This window comes from Corynebacterium durum, from assembly GCF_030408675.1.
Classification (GTDB): domain Bacteria; phylum Actinomycetota; class Actinomycetes; order Mycobacteriales; family Mycobacteriaceae; genus Corynebacterium; species Corynebacterium durum.
Genome location: NZ_CP047200.1, coordinates 2,770,238 through 2,786,863 on the forward strand (window position 1 = coordinate 2,770,238; position 16,626 = coordinate 2,786,863).

A 16,626-nucleotide genomic window follows, 5' to 3' on the forward strand; every position below is an offset into this window, starting at 1 on the left:
CGCCATGACAACAAAGCGACGGTTTATCACACTGTGCGCCTGCGTCACCACAGCATTCGTTGGGTTCGCGGGCCCGGCCACCATGTCCATGGTCACACCTGGTGGTATGGTTCCGCACGCGGCAGCGCTACCGTTCCCCATGACACCCGACAGCCCTGAGATAAAAACACAATGGATTAACCCGGCGGCGCGCAGCCAAGATGACGACGCCCCCGTACGCGTCCTCCTCGAATCACTTGAGCCGTCCACCATCCACGTCGGCGATACCACCCGCGCGCGTCTGCGCATCTCCAACAAAGGCTCCGAGGTGGTGCGTAACCTCAGCATTCAGGCGCAACGCGCCAGCAAGCAAAACTCGCTTGCCGACGCCCGATCCATCCTCGCCTCGGATTCCTCCGCGTTCCAGGTGGCAGGGTTAAAGTTCAAGCTTCCGGACCAGCTGGAACCGAACCAGGAGATCATCATTGATGTGGAGCTTCCCACTGCGCCGGACCAGGACCGCTCGTTATCTATCTCCAATCCGGGGATATACCCACTGACACTGAACGTTAACGGCGATCAGGGGCAAGGCGATGCCTATGTGGGGTCCACGCATTTCCTGCTGTCCGTACTGAATCCAGACACACAGTCAGTGTCCGATGAGACACAGGAATCCCCGGGCATGACCATGCTGTGGCCACTGTCCGCCAAGATTGACATCATTGCTGGCGAAACCGGGGCGGCACCGGGATCGGCACACCTCATACTGAAAAACGAAAACCTTGCCGCTGAGCTTGCCCAAGGCGGCCGCCTGTACCAGCTGTTGGATGCGTACGTTCAGGCAACCACGGAAGGTGGGGCGGCGTCGACAAGCAGTGGAGCGCCACACGCGACGTCGAATAGCGCGGCAGCGAAGCTGCGGGAAGGCTCCTGCCTGGCGCTGGACCCACAGCTGGTGGATACCGTTTCCCGCATGTCCCAGGGGTATAGCGTGGCCGATCAACGCCCCAGCCCCGTTGCCCCCAAGCTACGGCTACGCGACAGTTGGGGGTCAGAGGCGGACGACGTGCCTAGCACTCCCGGCTCCTCACCAGTGGTGGCTGGGGAGTGGCTGGCCAAACTACGAGGTGTCGCCAAGGACTCCTGCGTCGTGGCACTCCCGTGGGCGAACGTGGACATCAACGCATTAGGGCGCACCGGCAACGAATGGCTCCTACGCGAAGCCCTCAGCCAAGGCGCCTCCACTATTGAGCAGATCGTAGGAGTTGCTCCGCTGCGCAACGTCGTGGTTCCCGCATCCGGGTATGTCACCGAGCAGACCGTCGCCGGACTCGGCGTAGCCGACTCCCCGTTAGAAGACACCACAGGCGACACTAACGGAAACACTGGTGATAGTCCCCAACAGCTGGGTACCTCTGGGAACTCCACTTCGGGTTCTTCAAACGCGACACCAGCGAGAAAGCCGGAAGACGCCTGGGAATACGCCCAATCCCACAACCCAGGCGTCACAGAACCAACCAACCCCCATGGCGGCGAGACCGCACTGAACGATAATTCCTTACCGAACCCTGACAACGGTTTCCATTCTTCTCAGCCGAACTCGCCGATTAGAGTACTGGTTTCTGATAACACAGTGTGGGATGTGCCGCGCGCGGGGCAGTTCGCAGCCCTCGGGCCTAACATCATGGGCGTGGGGTATCAAAGCTCACTCGCTGCGACACTGGCGGCCTTGGGAACCGACCCGGAAACCGTGGGCTACAGCAGCCCCGCCACCCGATTTGATTTTCGCATTGACTCCGGTACGGCACGTTCCCTAAACGCGCAAGCAGCGCTACGCATGAGTGTTGACGAAAAAGCCCACAGCACCAACAACGGTGAATCCGCAGATAATACCCCGATTCTTGTTACCCCCTCGGCGTTACTGGGCTCCGTTGACGATGCCCGCGCACTCCTCAACACTGCAAGCGACCTGCTCAGTCACAACCTGGCGCGCCCCGTGCCCCTGACCCAAGCCATCACGCCCTCCGCCGAACAGGAGGCGGACCTTCAGCGACAAAGCGATCAGGCAGGATCCTCGGAAACATCCTCGCGGTTTGGCGCGCCTTATGACGACCCGACGGTTGCAACCGACACGGAAATCCTGCGCGTCACACAACAGGGAAACTATATTGACGATCTGACACATCTGATGGTCAACGATCCCGCCATCGCACTAACCCGATATCAATTCACCGCGCCACTGCAACGCGACCTTTTGCGCGCATTGACGCTCAGCGGGCGGCGTTCCCTAGCCACCTATGACCCAACCGTCGCAGAGACAGACTCCATCCTGAACTTGAATCGCGAGATGCTCGTGAATCTGCGCAGGTCCGTGACGCTGTTGCCACCTGGAAACGTCTATACCCGCACCTCAGCCTCGTCGCCGCTGTTGATTGTGGCGCGCAACGGCCTGCCCCTGCCGGTGGATGCTCACATCATGTATCAGGGGCCTGAGGGTGCGGTTATTCACACCCCAGACCAGCAACGTATCCCAGCTCAGGGGTCCATTACCACGCAGATGACGGCTGATCTGCCGAACGACCGCGAACGCACTGACCTGACGTTGTGGCTGGCCACACCATCAGGAAACGCCATCAGTGATTCGGTGGACATTGGCGTGCAAACACGAGCCGGATTCTTCGGTGTCTATGGTGTGGTGGCGCTGATAGTTGGTTTAATTTTTGCCCTGCTTTTCCGTATGCGTCGCATGGTCAAAAAGCCCAGCACTACATCACCCGCATCCGACGCTACAAAACGCTCTATTAAAGCAGCACAGACGGATAGTAGCGTGTCGTCTGACACTACTGATGACACCCGGAACGAACGTCGTCTGAACAACGGACACGCTGACCAAAACTCAGGTTCCCCACGGCCACCGGGGCGGTAATCTGGGAGGTTTTTGGGTAATATCCGCTGTAAAACTTCAGTTATTCCTCATCGTAAACCTCAAGTAGACCCCTGTCCGTCCTCCAGAATGGTTCAACGTGAGTCCTTCAGATCCCACTCATTCGGCTGATCGAAACGCCCAGCAACGCATTCAATCACATCAGCAGCAACCGTCATCATCGTCATCTTCGGCGCAGACGGGTCAGCGTGGCCGTATCGTGCAGCCGACGCCCCCCGCTCCCGTCCCAGAGCCGCGGCGGCGCACCACCAGGAGTGCACGTCAGGCCAGCCGGGCGGCACAACATGGGCAGTTGGCCAACAGCCCCATCGTTGCCCCATCGGGAGGCTCGGCGGCATCACCGTCGCGTCACACTGCTGGAACAGACGCACGCGGCGTCGGCGGGGCAGAGCGGCAGCGGGCATCCGCGCTGCGTCGCCCAGCAACGGGCGGGGCGTCTCCTCCGACGACCGTGAATAGTTCCGCCGTCAATGAGCCCGCACGTTCGGCGGGCGGTGCCGCAGAATCCGCGCGAGCAAACCGCGCTGCGGCCGCACCAACCAGAGTTTCTCCGCGTGCCGTCGTGGGAGCTGCTGGCGGAGCTCGCGGTGGAGTTGGAACAGCCACACCGCCACCGTCGCGCCCCCGTAAAGGTACGCCCGCTAGACCAGGCGGCCCCAACGGACCCCGCGGTTCCGCTGCTGAGGCTGATGAGACGCAATCGGATAGCGACGTCGTTCGCTCGACTGGGTCCATGGCCATTGCCACCCTGATCAGCCGTATCACGGGTTTCCTGCGCAACATGGCCATTGGCGCGACCATGGGTCCGGCGGTGGCGTCGGCGTTTAACGTCGCAAACACGTTACCCAACATGGTCACCGAGATTGTGCTGGGAGCGGTGCTCACCTCCCTTGTGATTCCAGTGCTGGTGCGAGCGGAAAAAGAAGACGAGGACCACGGCGCTGCGTTTATTCGTCGGTTGTTTACGCTGTCGATGACGTTGCTAATCACCGTGACCTTGGCATCTGTGATAGGTGCCCCTTTACTGGTGAGTATGGCGCTGGACAGGGGCGGCCAAGTCAACGTTTCCCAAGCCACCGCGTTCGGATTCCTGCTGCTCCCGCAGATTCTGTTCTATGGCATGTTCTCGCTGTTCATGGCGGTGTTGAACACAAAGGCTATATTTAAGCCCGGCGCGTGGGCACCGGTGGTTAACAACGTTGTGGTGCTGGTAGTGCTGGCACTGTACTTCATTCTGCCGGGGCAACTGGACCCGAAAGAACCAGTGAACATTGCCAATCCGCATATTTTGCTGCTGGGTGTGGGTACCACGTTGGGCGTGGTGGTGCAGGCGCTGATCATGGTGCCGCCGCTGCGTCGGGCGGGCGTCGATTTGCGTCCCCTGTGGGGGATTGATGATCGCCTGAAGCAGTTCGGTGGCATGGCGCTGGCCATTATTGTTTATGTTGGTATTTCGCAGTTCGGCTTGATTATTACGAGCCGCGTCGCTTCTGCCAATGACGCTTCGGCGTGGACGATCTACCAGCAGGCGTGGCTGTTGCTGCAGATGCCCTATGGCATTATTGGCGTGACGTTGCTGACGGCCATTATGCCGAGGCTGTCTCGCAATGCTGCGGCTGGTGACGACCAAGCCGTGGTGCACGACCTGACGGTGGCAACAAAACTTACCGCGATCGCGCTGATCCCGGTGGTGTTCTTTCTTACCGCCTTCGGTCCGAGTATCGGTATTGGCTTGTTTGCCTACCTGAACTTCGATGTTGCGTCTGCTCACATTCTTGGCCTGACACTCAGTTTCTCTGCTTTCACCTTGATCCCGTACGCGCTGGTGTTGCTGCACTTGCGTGTGTTCTATGCCCGTGAGGAGGCGTGGACTCCCACCTTCATTGTCGCGGGTATTACGGGCACGAAGGTGCTGCTCAGCATGCTGGCTCCACTGGTGGCATCCTCGCCACAGGATGTGGTGATCCTGCTGGCTGCCGCGAATGGTTTTGGCTATGTCGCGGGTGCTGTGATTGGTACATTCCTGCTGCGCCGCACCCTTGGCGTGCTCAATGGGCGCAGTGTGGTGCACACAGCGCTGTGGGCCATCGGGGCGTCGATAGCCGGTGTTGTTGTGGCCTACGGCCTAGACATGCTGGTCATGCTGATTCTCGGCGGGCTGTTCGAGAATTTCGGCAGTGTCGGGTTCATTATTCGCACCATGCTGGCCGGCGTGGTGTTCCTGGTGGTCACGGGCGTGGTGCTGTGGCGTTCCAAGCTGGAGGAGGTGTTGGCGTTCGGCGCTGTGCTGCGCCGCATCCCGGGCTTGCGTCGTTTTGCCCCCGCAGCTGTGCCTGGTGGGGAAGAGGGCGACGAAGAAGCCATCAGCGAGACCGAGCAGCTGCTGGCCGCCAGCGATTTCACTGCGACTCAGGTGCTTCCGCCCATGTCTGCTGGTGCGGTGCGGGGCCCCCGGTTGGTGGCTGGCGCCCCGGTCGCCGACGGCAGGTTCCGCCTCCTTGCCGATCATGGTGGCGTGCCCGGCGCGCGTTTCTGGCATGCCCAGGAACAGGCGACAGGGCGTCAGGTGGCGCTGGTGACGGTGGATACCACCACCACGGAGGAAAATGCTGAGGATATTACGGCGGCAACGCTGGAGTTGGCGCAACTAAACCATCCGGGTATTGCGCCGAATATTGAGGTGCTGAATTTCCGCACTGGCTGCATCGTTATTGCCGACTGGGTGACCGGTTCCTCCCTGGACGCGGTTGCTAAGGCTGGTGCTAACCCAGCTGCGGCGACGTTAGCACTGCGCCCGCTGGCTGAGGCTGCGGCACGTGCTCATGACCGCGCGTTGACCTTGGGTTTGGATCACCAGAGCCGCATCCGCATTACCAGCACTGGCACCGCTATTCTGGCGTTCCCAGCTGTGCTGTCCACCAGCAGTGAGGACCAGGACTTGAACGGTTTGGGTAGCGCGCTCACCATGCTTATCGACGCCCCGGCTGCGGAACTGCCCGCGGGGGCTCAGCCTACCGACGCGCACGAATTTGCGGATGAGCTGTACGCCTACGCCCGTGCTCATGCACAGGCGGTGGCCGAGCAGGATACGCAGCTGATCGTGCGGGTGGAGGATGTGCCCGATCCGGAACTGCAAGTTGGTGGCTTTGGTGGTGCTGGCTATTCCCGCCGCATGACTGCACTGATTGCGATTTTCTCGGTGGGCCTGGTGGTGACCACGGCGGTGATCACCGTCTTCCTGATGAGTGTGTTCAACAACAACCAGGATTCCCCGATCACACACAACGGCGCTGGAAATGGGCAGTCGATACAGCTACCTGTAACGCATGCTGAGGAGTGGGAACCCGCACCCGTTGTCGCAGGCACTGAGGACAACCCGGAGCTAGCCCCGCTGGTGATTGACAACAATCCCACCACGGCGTGGAGTACCGATGTGTACCTCAACCAGTTTGGTTCCGTGGGGACCAAACGGGGCGTGGGCTTGTTGTTGGATCTTGAGCAGCCTTCTACGGTGTCTAAGCTGCAATTGGTGACTGACCGCCCCGGTTCCCGTGTGGCAATTTATGGGTTTAACAACCCGAATCCCACCACGTTTGATGGGGCAGTTCCGATTGGGCAGGCTGAGCTGAATCGCGGCATTACGGATGTTGAGGTTCAGAACTCAGAGAGCTTTAACAAGGTGTTGGTGTGGGTTGTTGAGATGCCGCTTCCTGAGGCGGCGACCATCAATTCCATAACTGTGTTCGGTAGCCCCGCTAGTGGTTAGCACATAATCTACACCTACGTCTACTAGGGCGGGTTCCTGTGTTGTGGGAACCCGCTTTTTATGGGTTCTTTATGAGCCAGTTACCCCCTTTCGTGTGACCTTCTGGCAAAGAAACGACGAATAGGGTCACAATAGGTGACATCAGGTGTGCTGCACACCTGCACTATCGGGATTAACAACATAATCGGGAGTGGGGTTCTCGGGGGATCATGGATACATGTGTGCCAGATTCATTGTCAGATGCGGAACTAGTTGAGGCGTTTCTTGGGGGTGATAGTTGCGCGTTCACGGCTCTTGTACGCCGCTACCAAACACGATTGTGGTGGGTGGCACGACGCTATACCGCCAACGATGATGATGCGCTTGACATTGTGCAGGAAGTGTTTTTCCGCGCAAGCAAAAATCTCTGCTCGTTTCGTTGGGACTGCACGCTAAGCACCTGGCTACATCGACTGGTGATGAACTGTGGCTATGATTTCATCCACCACAGGGAGCGCTGTGAAGCCGCAATCCTGGACGATGAGCGCAACACCGCCTTCGCGGACAGGCTGCTGCGTGAAGACCCAGTGAGCAGCTACGAGACGCAACTGTTCATCGGGGACGTGTTGGGGTGTTTAAGCCCAGAACATCGGGACGCGATCATTCAGGTGGATATTGTGGGTCACAGTGTGAACAGCCTGGCGGCCTATCAGGGGGTGCGCCCGGGGACCATAAAATCCCGGCGGGCGCGGGCAAAAGAGCATCTCAGGGAACTTCTGCGACAAGAAGCACTGGTGTAGCAGATCACAGTAACGTGTGGAATAGGGAGAGGTACCTCGGCGTTGGAAAGATTCAACGGCCCCACAGTGACCTAGAATCGCTGTGGAGCAGTGCTGTTTATTCTCAAGCAGAAGGATTACCAATGACAGAGGCATCCCCTGACACACCCACCATCCATGACGTTGCCATCGTGGGTTCTGGTCCTGCTGGCTACACAGCTGCGATCTACGCGGCGCGAGCAGATCTACAACCCATTGTTTTTGAGGGGATCGAATTTGGTGGTTCACTCATGACCACTACCGAGGTGGAAAACTACCCGGGTTTTGCAGAGGGCATCATGGGGCCTGAATTGATGGAGCAGATGCGCACCCAGGCCGAACGATTCGGCGCGGATCTGCGCATGGAGCTGGTTGATCGCCTAGAAGTGGACGGGGAGATCAAGAAGATCTTCGTAGGCGATGAGGAATTCCAGGCGCGCACCGTTATCTTGGCCATGGGTTCGGCACCCCGTTACCTGGGGGTTCCGGGCGAACAGGAGCTGCTGGGCCACGGCGTATCATCATGCGCCACCTGCGATGGTTTTTTCTTCCGCGACCAGGATATTGCCGTGATCGGTGGCGGGGATTCCGCAATGGAAGAAGCACTGTTTCTCACGCGTTTCGCCAAGAGCGTGATGGTGGTGCACCGCCGCGAGGAGTTCCGCGCCAGCGCCATCATGCTGGAACGTGCGCGCGCAAATGAGAAGATCACCTTTGTCACTAACGCGGTGGTGGATCGTGTACTCAGCGAAGACAATAAGGTCAGCGGTCTGGAGCTGAAGGACACCGTGACGGGGGAGACCCGACAGGTGGATGTCGCCGCCATGTTCGTGGCTATCGGCGCGGATCCCCGCTCTGAACTGGTGAAAGGCCAAGTGGACACTGATGCTTCCGGCCATGTGCTGGTTGCACACCCCAGCACTAAGACAAACGTTCCTGGGGTGTTCGCTGTTGGTGACCTGGTGGATGACCACTATCAGCAGGCCATCACTGCCGCAGGCTCGGGTGCACGCGCGGCTATCGACGCCCAGCACTACCTCGTTTCTTAAACTTACTCATCAATTTATTCACTCCTCAAAAGGAAAATCATGTCTCAGGTTGTTACCATCACTGCAGAGAACTTTCGTTCTACCGTTGTCGATTCTGCTACCCCCGTTTTGGTCGATTTTTGGGCTGAATGGTGCGGTCCGTGCAAAAAACTTGCCCCCGAAATTGAAAAAGTTGCGGAAGAGATGGGAGATTCCGTCGTTGTGGGTAAAGTTGACATGGACGCAGAGCGTACACTGGGTGCGATGTTCCAGATCTTGTCAATCCCAACCGTCATTATTTTCAATAAGGGCGAGAAGGTCTTTGAACTAAACGGTGTGAACACCGCAGAGACTTACATGGCTAAACTGGAATCCCTCACCTAGTTGGTAGTCTGGCTACTACCATCTGTACTGTACGCGTCGTGATAGCAGCGTTGCTGATATAGATTTGTGGAGGATTGAAAACCGTGTCAGATGTCTTGCGGGTTGGCGATCGGAGCCCTCGTGTGGCGGAAGTCCGCGCAACCCTGGCTCGACTTGGGCTGTTGCCCAGCTTTGATGGCTACGTCATCGATAAAGAGGCACAGCAGTTCGAAGAAAAAGACACATTCTTCGACGCTGCCCTCGCAGAGGCACTTCAAGGTTTTCAACAAAGCCGCGGTTTCGTCCCCAACGGCGAGATCAGCGAAGCGACGCTGAAAATTTTGCGCGAAGCCTCCTACACCCTAGGTATGCGGGTGTTGTATTTCCAGCCGGCGAATGTGATGGTGGGGGATGACGTTGGCCAGCTGCAACAGCAGCTTCACGACCTCGGATTCTACGCTGACCGTATTGATGGGCATTTCGGCCCCGCCACCCACGCTGGCGTGGTCAATTACCAGGAAAACTCTGGCCTGCAGCCTGATGGCATTTGTGGTCCAGAAACCGTACGCGCACTGAGTTACCTTGGCCTACGCATCACCGGCGGCTCGCCGCATGCGATTCGCGAGAGGGAGCAGGTACGGCAGGCTGGCCCGCAACTAGCTGGAAAACGCGTGGTCATTGACCCCGCCTTGGGCGGTAACGATCAAGGCCAGATCGTTAAAGGTCTGTTTGGCAACATCACCGAGGAGGAGATTCTGTGGGATCTTGCCTCCCGTATTGAGGGCCGCATGATTGCCGCGGGTATGGAGACCATCGTCTCCCGCCCGCGCCAAGACAACCCAAGTCAGAAGGAACGCGCGGGCATTGCCAACGCATTTGGCGCGGATTTGATGCTGTGCCTCCAGTGCGACCGCTATCAGAACGAGAAAGCCTCCGGCGTGGCCACGTTCTATTTCGGTTCGGAGCAGGGGAGTAGCTCGCTGACTGGGGAGGCGCTGAGTGGCTTTATCCAACGCGAGATTGTCGCCCGCACCGACCTGCAAAACTGCGGCAACCATGGTCGCACGTGGGAAATGCTGCGACTGACCTCTATGCCCACCGTCGAGGTGGTCACGGGCTACCTGACTAACCCCCACGACGTTGCCATCCTTACCGACCCTTCCGAGCGTGACACCATCGCAGAGGCCATTGTGGTGGCCGTGAAGCGCCTGTATCTGCTCGACCAGGACACCCAGCCCACCGGCACCTATAAGTTCTCTGAGTTGCTTAGGTCTGAACTGCTGTAAGCGCCTGACGAATCAACTCTTCCGCCTCCTCCACGGCCAGCAAGCCTTGTGGGGGAGGCAGCGTCATTTGGAGGCGAGGGAGCACGTCATGGTCAGCCACAACCGTGAAACCAGCTTCCAGCAGTATGGTTTCGGGGATCAGCCCTACTGACGCGGGTGTGCCAATGCCCCATCCCACGGACTCGTCCTCCGCGATGAAGGCACCCGCACGCAGGCCAAAAGCCTCCACCACTCGCGAGCCTTGCCGGGTGAGCTGGGTTAACGCGGCGTCGATAAGCAGTTGCTCAAACCCCAGGCACTCGAAGCCGGTCTCAACGAACAGGGAAGAAATCACATCGGCACCGTTGGTGACGGGTGCCGTGGGCATGTTTTCGACGCCCGGCAGGTTCCTCTCGTCGCCAAAAAGCACGGTGGCCAGTGCCGGGGTGTCGTCAATGCCACAGCTGATGTTGAAGCCACAGGGGCCATACTCCAACAGCATGCGGGACAACCACGCCTCCTTCTCCAGGGCCGAAAACCCCTGGTTCTGGACATGATGTGCGGCCGAGGGTTCCAATTCCCAGAACACGCAGCGGCCCGCTACAGGGTGAAGCAAGCTGATGTTGTCAGTACTCAGCGGCAACAACGATGCAAACACACGGCACCTCCAGTGAGGAGTGGTTAATGCTGTGAGTTGATAATGGACATAATGCGTTCGAAATCCTCGCGGTCGCCAAACTCCACCACGATCTTGCCTTTCCGCTTACCCATCGTGACCGTGACTTTCGTGTCCAAGCCGTCCGCCAATCGATCCGCAGCCTGCGTCAAAAATGCTGGCGGTGCGGGCTTATCCTTCGGTTTCTTCGGCTTTTGCTCCTCGCCACGGTTGGCCAGCATCACCGCTTCCTCCGTAGCGCGCACGGACAAACCTTCCGCAACAATCCGAGCAGCCAACAACTCCTGCGCATCTGCACCGGTCTGCAGCGAGAGCAACGCGCGGGCGTGACCAGCGCTCAGCACACCCGCCGCAACTTTACGCTGCACAGACACCGGCAGCTGCAGCAGACGAATCATGTTGGTGATCACCGGGCGGGAACGCCCCAAACGCTGCGCCAGTTCGGCCTGCGTCACATCGAATTCTTCCAGAAGCTGCTGGTAAGCAGCCGCCTCTTCCAAAGGATTCAACTGCACACGGTGAATATTCTCCAGCAACGCGTCGCGCAGCATGGCACCATCGTCGGTTTCCCGCACAATCGCCGGAATGGTCTCCAGACCGGCTTTGCTGGCGGCGCGCCAACGGCGCTCACCCATGATGATCTCAAAACCGGAGTCATCAGCGGCGCGGCGCACCACAATCGGTTGCATGAGGCCGAATTCTTTGATGGAGTGCACCAGTTCGGCGAGTGCTTCCTCATCAAAAACCTGGCGCGGCTGATGCGGGTTCGGCACAATCTGGTTGACCGGAATCTCCTGGTAGCTTGCGCCAATATCCTCGGGAGACTGTGGAACGTTTGGTTTTTTCTGAGTCTCCTTGGTGTCTTGGGCGGTCTCTGTCGCGGGAGTGCGCGGCGTGGCGCTGGGGGCAGTGGCAGCTTTAGGTGCCTGCTTATCCTTCTCCCTGGACTCCTGTGATGCGCCGTCTAGTTTCGTACCTGCCGTGCGTGTCGACGGCCGTGTCACAGCAGCATGTGCCGCCGCTAACTGGTCCGACACATTTTTCGCTGAAGCAGCTTTCTTTGCAGCCTTTGTTGGTGCCTTCTTGGTGGTCTTTTTTGTAGCTTTCGCGGATTTCTGTGTCCGAGTGGGTGCCGGTACGCTCTCGGTCTCAGCTGTTTCTACAGCTTGTGGTTCTTCCGTCGCCGCTGCCAGTGGGCCACTACCGCCCATGAGGATATTCGCGGCGTCCTCACCCAAACGTGGCTTGTTTGTGGAAGGACCATTAGGGATCAACGCAGCAAGACCTCGCCCGAGTCCGCCTTTGCGTTTATCAGGAGCCATGAAGACACTAAACCTTTCTAGGGGGTTAGCTCAGTGGGGTGGTTACGTCAAGGAGGGTCAAAGGTTTAGGCATCGGCAACATAACCTTCAGGGGGCTGACCAATGGGACCGGAGTCCTCAGTGGGGACAAAATCACCACGAACCGCAAGTTCTTTCGCAGCGTCTAGATAAGCCATAGCACCTCGGGAACCCGGGTCATATTCAAGCACTGTCTGGCTAAATCCAGGAGCTTCTGAGACCTTCACGGAACGCGGAATCGTGGTGCCTAGCACCACAGCACCGAAGTGGTTACGGACTTCCTCGGTGACCTGCTCAGCCAGCTTGGTGCGGCCATCGTACATGGTCAGAATGATATTGGAGATATGAAGTTGGGGGTTAAGATGCTGACGGATCATCGTAATGTTGTTCAGCAATTGTCCGACACCCTCCAGGGCGTAGTACTCACACTGAATGGGGATCAACACCTCTGTGACCGCCGCCATAGCATTAATGGTGAGCAGGCCGAGTGACGGGGGACAGTCGATGAACACATAATCGATGCCGTTTTCGCGCAGGAAGTCCTCATGGATCGCGTCTGCCAGGCGGTACTCACGACGGACCATATTGACCAGCTCAATCTCAGAACCTGCAAGATCGATAGTCGCTGGAATGCAGTACAGGTTGGGGCTAAACTCTGCCTGCTGCATCGCATCTTCAGCGGCACATTCACCGATCAACAGTTCGTAGCTGGACGGTACGCCCACGTGGTGATCAGCACCCAATGCTGTGGAGGCATTGCCCTGGGGATCCAGGTCCACAACCAGCACTTTAAGCCCATATATCGCAAGGCCAGCCGCCAAATTGACAGTAGTTGTGGTTTTACCCACCCCGCCTTTTTGGTTCGCAATCGTAATTCGTCGAGGGCGGTCTGGGCGCGGAAGGGTCAACGAGTTCGGGGTTTTCACCCGCGCCGCGCGCTGCGCAGCGGCCGCGATGGGTGTGTCATCCCAGTACTGGTCGTCCATAGACGTGAAGTCCCCTTTTCCATCGGAGTTTTGCTGACCGGGAAACCCGCGGACCAGCCACGTTCGGCTCATTATTTACCACGCCTGAACTGCCTAAACGCGCACATGGATACCCTGCTTGGAGTGCCCAGAGTCAAGCATAACAGCGCTCAAACGAAGAAATAATTCCTACACTTCTTCCACATTAGTGCCTAAAGTCATTGCATTCCAGCACCCCACTTCAGGGCTTGTTGTGCTGGTCATCAACGCACGCGTGGGATGCGGATGAGGTGGGTGGGTTCCTCCACAATTCCAACACCCACCAGTTGTATCTCCGCAGGCCCACCACCAGCCTTTTTAATGATTTTAGCGTCGCGTTCTAGCTCCTCTGAGACTGAGCTTCCCTTCATGGCAATCATGACACCGCCACGCGTGACGAGGGGGAGTGACCACTGGGCGAGTTTCCCCAGGGGGGCGACCGCGCGCGAGGTCACCACGTCTACTGTTCCCACCTCGGCTTTTATTGCTTTTTCTTCTGCGCGCCCACGCACTACCGTGACGTTGTCGAGCTGCAATTCTTCAACGACCTCCAGAAGGAATGTCGAGCGTTTCAACAGAGGTTCTATGAGTGTGATACTGAGGTCTGGCCGAGCCAAGGCCAGTGGAATGCCTGGTAAGCCGGCACCTGAACCGATGTCCGCGACGCTGGCATCCTGCGGCATCGCCTCACCAATGATCGCACAGTTGAGCACATGACGATCCCACAGCCGAGGCACCTCCCGGGGACCGATAAACCCACGGACAGAACCAGTGGTCGCCAAAAGATCATGGTAGCGAACAGATTTATCCAGGTTATCGCCGAAAACGCGGGCCGCTACAGTTGGGGTATCAGATGTATGTGATGGTTTCACGTGAAACATTCTCCTTAGCCTGTGCACAGCCGGGCCATAATGAACATGAAGGCGGGTGTGTGCATCACACTATATCGTTGCACACAAAAACCGCCCATCCCCTCACGGCGGATTGGGCGGTTTTTACTTAGCTACGTCGCTTTTTGTTCTTCTTCGGGTTATTTGGCTTCACACCCGGCTTGGGGGCACTAGCACGCTGAGCATCCTTTTTGGCTTGGATCTCTGCTTCCTCTTCTGCATCCATCTTATTGAAGATGAAACGCTGCTGAAAGAACGTCCAGATATTGTTGGACACCATGTAGAACAGCAGGCCGATGTGCCAGAAAGCACCAGTAAACAGAATCGTCAGCGGCATGAACCAGACCATCATGCGGTTCATCATGTCCATCTGCATCTGCATCTGATCGTTAGCAGGTGCGGACTGCTTGCCGGAGGCCAAGCGTGCTTTCTGCCTGTTCACACCCATGCGTGCAACAAAGTGCGTGGCAGTGGCGGTGATCAGGATAAGCGGGATAGCCACCATCATAATGTCTGTGCGGGTGAACTCCGCCCCACTAAAGCCCTGGTACATGGACTCTGGCATGGAGATGTAGGAGGACAGCGGAACACCGAACAGGCGTGCGTCCAGGAAGGACTGAACATCCGTTGGACTGAAGATATAGTTCGCGGTGTTGCGGTTTTGTTCGACACTTAAACCGAGCTGCCCGGAACCGGTGCCAGTACGGTTGAAGGATCGGAGTACGTGAAACAGGCCGAGGAACACCGGCATCTGCACCAGCAGCGGCAAACATCCAGCGATGGGGTTAACGCCCATCTCTTTTTGGACTTTGCGGATTTCCTCCATCTGTTTTTGCTGGTCGTTCTTATATTTGCTGCGAATCTCAGCCATGCGCGGCTGCAGTTCACTCATTTTCCTGCTTGACCGCATTTGGTTCAGGGAAGGCTTAACCAGGAACACGCGGATGGTGAACGTCAGCAAGACGATTGAAAGCACCCATGTAATTCCCCAGCCCGGGTCCAGCACGTAGCTTAAAAGCTTGTGCCAAAACCACAGGATGGCCGAGATGGGCCAGTAAACGAAGTTGAGCACGGTGGTTCAAAACTCCTTGGTTTTATTGATGGAAGCAGTCCACGTGAGTGACCTTATGATTCCTGCGTTGCGGAACAGGGTCATAGCCACCCGGATGCCAGGGTCCACATTTAGCTAAACGCGTGACTGCCAAGATGGTTCCCATCACAGCTCCCCGCTGACTAATCGCCTGCAGGGCATAGGAACTGCATGATGGTTCAAACCGACAACTAGGACCCATTTTAAGAGGGGACAGAAAATTTTGGTAAAAACCCACGCCCCGCATGAGCATCCGCGCCGCAAGTGTCGGCCTAGCCATGACAGGCCCCTGTCTCCTGATGCTGCAGCTGAGCCACAAGCTTATCGACGCCGCGTGCAACATCAGCACTCAGCTGCTCACTGCTTGCCTGTGCACTGCGCGGCAGCGCGCGAACAACAATGTCGCAGTCAGTGATGCCTGGTACCTCACGGGTTTCCTGGGCAAGTTGCTGGCAGATATGCCGAAGCCGCCGGGTGACACGGTGACGAGTCACCGCATTGCCGACGGCTTTAGACACAATGAAACCAAATCGGGGCCCTCCCTGACGGACGAGCCCCTCATTGGTGGTGTGCTTGATGAGGTATACGACCACGGTTTTTGTGCCAGCCCGGTGACCTTTTTTAACAGTGTGCGCAAATGCTTGCGATGGTGTTAATGAAAGGTGATCTGGTAGCACGGCCGCGCCCTCAACTTGTGACCGCGAAGACTACGCGGTCAGGGAAGCACGGCCCTTACGACGACGAGCCGCAACGATAGCGCGACCGGCGCGGGTACGCATACGAGTACGGAAGCCGTGAACACGCGCACGACGACGGTTGTTCGGCTGGAACGTCCGTTTGCCCTTTGCCACGGAAAACACTCCTCAGATTTTGGTCAGGTGATAGCACTTCACAACAAAGCTGCCCACCCGAAGTTGGATGATTGTAAACCTCACACCGTCCACCCCTGAGTGGAGCGGAAGAGTGGAAGTCGCAAAAATTTTGCGAAAATGCGCGTGTACTACCTCTCATTGCAAGGCAGCAGTAACGCGCCAGACCCTGCCAGACTACGCGCAGGTGGCACTCCTGAACAAATCGACGCGTCGGATAGTCCGCCATCACCCCTTAAATAACAGCCATGTTGTTTGGAGCTGTGGGTTGTGTTGTTCGCGGTCAGCAAAAACCATACCTAGCTGCGCAGACGATCCTGCACTGTGAAAATTTCACACAGAATCCACCATGTGAATTGTCAAGTAGCCTGTGTATAACTTTCAATCTGACCTTGAGACTAAGGGTTATGAAATTACATTCCTCCAGGTAGGGGGAGTTTTTGCTGCAATGTTTTTTATCCACAGTGCATGAGGTAGGCTGTGGATAAATCATGACCCCGGAAGTTATCCACAGCTGTGAATAACGTTGTGGAAGCGCACGATAACACTCATTCAAGGCTGTGGATGACGCGGTGGACAGAGTAGAGTTTGTCCCTCCCGCTGTGTAATTTCACC

The 16,626-nt window shown here is 57.6% G+C and carries 14 protein-coding genes; 6 read left to right on the plus strand and 8 right to left on the minus strand.

Annotation, left to right across the window (positions count from 1 at the left end; translation table 11 throughout):
- The first annotated feature begins 4 nt into the window (after window positions 1-4).
- From CDUR_RS12835 to CDUR_RS12860, 6 genes are all read left to right on the plus strand, one after another.
- Complete coding sequence (locus CDUR_RS12835) at window positions 5-2,905, plus strand: COG1361 family protein (RefSeq protein WP_290207953.1); 2,901 nt, start codon at window positions 5-7, stop codon at window positions 2,903-2,905.
- Between the two features lie 97 nt (window positions 2,906-3,002).
- The gene (locus CDUR_RS12840) at window positions 3,003-6,689 is read left to right on the plus strand and encodes a murein biosynthesis integral membrane protein MurJ (RefSeq protein ID WP_290207955.1); all 3,687 of its coding nucleotides are present in this window, start codon (window positions 3,003-3,005) and stop codon (window positions 6,687-6,689) included.
- Between the two features lie 209 nt (window positions 6,690-6,898).
- Complete coding sequence (locus tag CDUR_RS12845) at window positions 6,899-7,468, plus strand: RNA polymerase sigma factor (protein ID WP_006061654.1); 570 nt, start codon at window positions 6,899-6,901, stop codon at window positions 7,466-7,468.
- 122 nt (window positions 7,469-7,590) lie between these two features.
- Window positions 7,591-8,535 (plus strand): thioredoxin-disulfide reductase, encoded by a 945-nt coding sequence (gene trxB / locus CDUR_RS12850; RefSeq protein ID WP_179418501.1) that lies wholly within the window; start codon window positions 7,591-7,593, stop codon window positions 8,533-8,535.
- 39 nt (window positions 8,536-8,574) lie between these two features.
- Window positions 8,575-8,898, plus strand: a complete 324-nt coding sequence (gene trxA / locus CDUR_RS12855) for a thioredoxin (protein WP_060994960.1) — start codon at window positions 8,575-8,577, stop codon at window positions 8,896-8,898.
- An 83-nt stretch (window positions 8,899-8,981) separates the two neighbouring features.
- Complete coding sequence (locus CDUR_RS12860; protein WP_179418502.1) at window positions 8,982-10,163, plus strand: N-acetylmuramoyl-L-alanine amidase; 1,182 nt, start codon at window positions 8,982-8,984, stop codon at window positions 10,161-10,163.
- On the opposite strand, the gene CDUR_RS12865 is transcribed toward CDUR_RS12860, so the two are convergent.
- From CDUR_RS12865 to rpmH, 8 genes are all read right to left on the minus strand, one after another.
- The gene (locus tag CDUR_RS12865) at window positions 10,144-10,800 is read right to left on the minus strand and encodes a hypothetical protein (protein WP_179418503.1); all 657 of its coding nucleotides are present in this window, start codon (window positions 10,798-10,800) and stop codon (window positions 10,144-10,146) included. The genes CDUR_RS12860 and CDUR_RS12865 overlap by 20 nt on opposite strands.
- Before the next feature lie 23 nt (window positions 10,801-10,823).
- Window positions 10,824-12,140: a ParB/RepB/Spo0J family partition protein gene (locus tag CDUR_RS12870; protein WP_179418504.1), complete on the minus strand. Its 1,317-nt coding sequence runs from the start codon at window positions 12,138-12,140 to the stop codon at window positions 10,824-10,826.
- A 65-nt stretch (window positions 12,141-12,205) separates the two neighbouring features.
- Window positions 12,206-13,144 carry a ParA family protein gene (locus tag CDUR_RS12875; protein ID WP_040358440.1) on the minus strand — a complete coding sequence of 313 codons (939 nt, stop codon included), beginning with the start codon at window positions 13,142-13,144 and terminating at the stop codon, window positions 12,206-12,208.
- Between the two features lie 242 nt (window positions 13,145-13,386).
- A complete protein-coding gene (gene rsmG, locus CDUR_RS12880) occupies window positions 13,387-14,043 on the minus strand; it encodes a 16S rRNA (guanine(527)-N(7))-methyltransferase RsmG (protein ID WP_179418505.1) in 657 nt (218 codons plus the stop codon).
- A gap of 118 nt (window positions 14,044-14,161) precedes the next feature.
- Window positions 14,162-15,124, minus strand: a complete 963-nt coding sequence (gene yidC / locus CDUR_RS12885; RefSeq protein ID WP_179418506.1) for a membrane protein insertase YidC — start codon at window positions 15,122-15,124, stop codon at window positions 14,162-14,164.
- Between the two features lie 22 nt (window positions 15,125-15,146).
- The gene (gene yidD / locus CDUR_RS12890; protein WP_179418507.1) at window positions 15,147-15,422 is read right to left on the minus strand and encodes a membrane protein insertion efficiency factor YidD; all 276 of its coding nucleotides are present in this window, start codon (window positions 15,420-15,422) and stop codon (window positions 15,147-15,149) included.
- On the minus strand, window positions 15,415-15,819 hold the full coding sequence (gene rnpA, locus CDUR_RS12895) for a ribonuclease P protein component (RefSeq protein ID WP_179418508.1): 405 nt from the start codon (window positions 15,817-15,819) through the stop codon (window positions 15,415-15,417). The genes yidD and rnpA overlap by 8 nt, the downstream gene beginning before the upstream one ends.
- A gap of 30 nt (window positions 15,820-15,849) precedes the next feature.
- The gene (gene rpmH, locus CDUR_RS12900) at window positions 15,850-15,993 is read right to left on the minus strand and encodes a 50S ribosomal protein L34 (protein ID WP_075728166.1); all 144 of its coding nucleotides are present in this window, start codon (window positions 15,991-15,993) and stop codon (window positions 15,850-15,852) included.
- Between the last annotated feature and the right edge of the window lie 633 nt (window positions 15,994-16,626).

Coding starts and splice junctions, on each gene's coding strand:
- CDUR_RS12835 (WP_290207953.1), top strand. CDS start 5: ATGACAACAAAGCGACGGTTTATCACACTGTGCGCCTGCGTCACCACA.
- CDUR_RS12845 (WP_006061654.1), top strand. CDS start 6,899: ATGGATACATGTGTGCCAGATTCATTGTCAGATGCGGAACTAGTTGAG.
- trxB (WP_179418501.1), top strand. CDS start 7,591: ATGACAGAGGCATCCCCTGACACACCCACCATCCATGACGTTGCCATC.
- trxA (WP_060994960.1), top strand. CDS start 8,575: ATGTCTCAGGTTGTTACCATCACTGCAGAGAACTTTCGTTCTACCGTT.
- CDUR_RS12870 (WP_179418504.1), bottom strand. CDS start 12,140: ATGGCTCCTGATAAACGCAAAGGCGGACTCGGGCGAGGTCTTGCTGCG.
- CDUR_RS12875 (WP_040358440.1), bottom strand. CDS start 13,144: ATGGACGACCAGTACTGGGATGACACACCCATCGCGGCCGCTGCGCAG.
- rsmG (WP_179418505.1), bottom strand. CDS start 14,043: ATGTTTCACGTGAAACCATCACATACATCTGATACCCCAACTGTAGCG.
- yidD (WP_179418507.1), bottom strand. CDS start 15,422: ATGGCTAGGCCGACACTTGCGGCGCGGATGCTCATGCGGGGCGTGGGT.